Raw genomic sequence first — 2,116 nt, 5'->3', positions numbered from 1 at the left:
CGTGTTAGCCGTTGTAAGAGCCGAACTCGTCTCCACGACGCCCCGCCCGGCGCGAGCGCGACCTGCGCGTTCGCCCGGTCCTCCGCACGATCCTCGACCGCAGCACCCAATGCCGTAGACGCCGTCCGCTCGCGCAACCAGCCACGCAGCACCTGGTGTTCGCGATCGGACAACTCCAGCGACAAGGGCTTCGGACCAGGCACCACTCCACCCCATGCCCACCCTTGAAATTTGGACTCAGGACAAGCGCGTGGGGGTGCCGAGGATCTTCCCGAGCGTGATGGCCACGTCGAAGTCCCGACCCCATGTGAGTGCGACGAGGTCGTCGAACTCCGCCTCAGGGCGTAGCAGATCGAGGACGTCGGCTTCGAATACTGAGCCCGGTTCTGCCAGGTCGAGCGCCTCTTCGCGGAAACATCGGTACGTATCGCGTGACCGGAACATGACCGAGTACTCACCGTCTACGAGCTCTCCCACGGAGACATCCCACTTCTCTTCCAGTGCCTGAAGTGTGCTGGCGACGTGGTCGGCGTTGAACGGCTCGGTCAACAGATCGACTCCCACCGCTTCTCGGGCCGAATTCAACGGAAGCGTCTCGTCCCAGAGCACCGAGAGGTGGTGCTCGAAACCGATGTCCTCACGAATCGTTTTGTCGAAGTCCAGGTAGTCGGTGTCCAGAACCGTACGCATCCAGCGGGTAATCCAAAGGATCGGGGCGCTGATCAGATTCGCCTGCAACGAGCCATCGCCTTCACCGTAGACAGATTCGCGGATGCTCGTCAGCAGCTCTTCGCAGTGGTAGTCCTTGCAGAACCGGAACAAGTGAGCCGACCGCCGCGGCAGACCGCCCCAGCGCGAAGACTGAGGGAGGGGGAAATCATCCAGAATCTTCTCCAGCTCGCGCTGGAGTCCCGGCTTGGCGGCCGACAATACGAGAGCGTCGTCGTTCTCGCCCCACTGCACGGCGCCCTCATAATCGAACTTCGCCTTGCACGAGGCATATACAACGGCTTGAGCACATGTGTTGAACAGCTCCGTGCTCACCCGATAAGCAACCTCGCAGTGATAGTTGAGGTTAAATCGGTCGAGCTCTCTGTCGGCGACCCGCTCGAAGACATGCTTCGCCGACAGCACGTCTCTGGCGGCACGGCCGAGGATTCGCTCGACCTCGCCGGACGAGCTGTCGGCGGACCCTTCGTTGGGGCTCAGATCGTCGGAGATCTCCTCGATTGCCGAGTCGAGCCGCTGAAGGGTTACCCGAAGCATGCCGCGTACGGTGTCGATGCGGAGCCGCTGCGCCTCATCTTGGAGCAGCATCTGTTCAACGATCAGGTCGAGGTCGGCCAGGAAGGGGTAGCGGTCGCGCACAAGCGCGTGTCGTCGCCCTCGGGCGTTCTGCTTCGTGAACATCTCGGTTATGACGAGGCCGAGCGCAAAGATGTCCGCCGGCTTGCCGATACTGAGGGCGTTGTTCCTCACCATCTGCTCGGGAGCGAGATAGTTCCGGTTCACCAGGAGGTCTCCGCGGTTCGTGAGCGAGGAGTCCTTGAAATGTGCGATGCCGAAGTCGGCCAGGACGAGCCGACGCGCATCAGGGTCGACGAGGACATTCTCAGGTTTGATGTCGCGATGCACTACGCCGTCGCCGTGCACGTACGCGAGCGCATCGCAGAGCTGGCGCACGTAGTCGAGAAGCACGTCAGCATCGGTTTCGTCGTTGATCACTTGTCGCAGCGTCATAGGGTAGAAGTCCATGACGTAGTAGAAGAAGTTCGCGTCCTCTGAGCGCGCGTGGATACTCACCACATTCGGGTGGCTCGATGTCTGCCCGTACTCGATCTCCTGCTTGAAACGCTTGTTGCGAGCGGAGTCCGCGTTGCTGTCCTTCTTAATCTGTTTGACTGCGAACACCTGACCGTCGGGCCTACGGCGGACCTTCCACACCACGGCTGATCCGCCCCCTCCCGGAGTTGAATCGCGCTCGTAAGTGACTCCGTCGATGATGAACGGTTCGTTCTTCGGCATGAAACCACCCTACTGACCCTCAGGGCGGTGACGTCGGCTAATTGCCGCCAGGACCAGAGCGTTCTCCGGCGGGCTAACAACGGCTAACACA

The 2,116-nt window shown here is 61.2% G+C and carries 1 protein-coding gene; it reads right to left on the bottom strand.

The window, feature by feature from the left end:
• Positions 1-237 precede the first annotated feature (237 nt).
• The gene (locus tag ACFWRV_RS36375) at positions 238-2,025 is read right to left on the bottom strand and encodes a serine/threonine-protein kinase (RefSeq protein ID WP_384340472.1); all 1,788 of its coding nucleotides are present in this window, start codon (positions 2,023-2,025) and stop codon (positions 238-240) included.
• Positions 2,026-2,116 lie beyond the last annotated feature (91 nt).

It is taken from the genome of Streptomyces sp. NPDC058576, assembly GCF_042718715.1.
Lineage (GTDB): Bacteria > Actinomycetota > Actinomycetes > Streptomycetales > Streptomycetaceae > Streptomyces.
The sequence above is the reverse complement of the archived record's forward strand: the minus strand, read 5'-3'. Positions and strand labels throughout refer to the sequence as shown.